Annotated in this window: 1 pseudogene; it reads right to left on the reverse strand. The window is 43.5% G+C overall.

The window, feature by feature from the left end:
* Nucleotides 1-299, reverse strand: a pseudogene (locus tag AACL61_RS03125) (IS5/IS1182 family transposase); the annotation flags it as partial.

The following is a 299-nucleotide window of genomic DNA, read 5'->3' on the forward strand; positions in this document are numbered from 1 at the left end:
CATGAAACTGGGTAAGAAATGGTACTAAGGTCCTGGTGTCAGTCGGATTTGAAAAGAGACCGTAATCAAGGACAAATTGCTTATGTGTAGCGATTTGCAGGTTATAGCCGGGCTTCAACTCCCGATTCATCATCGGATCTTCCTTCATACACATAAAAGTCGCATCATGATCAGTCTTGGAATAGCTATTACGACCTTGGAAGATGTCTTCGGCACGTTCATACTTTTTGGCACGCGGAATTAGGTCGTTGCTTAATTGATGGCGAAGTTTTTTTAGAAAACGACGGCGCCGTTTTCTC

The organism is Limosilactobacillus reuteri subsp. porcinus (genome assembly GCF_036621895.1).
Lineage (GTDB): Bacteria > Bacillota > Bacilli > Lactobacillales > Lactobacillaceae > Limosilactobacillus > Limosilactobacillus reuteri_J.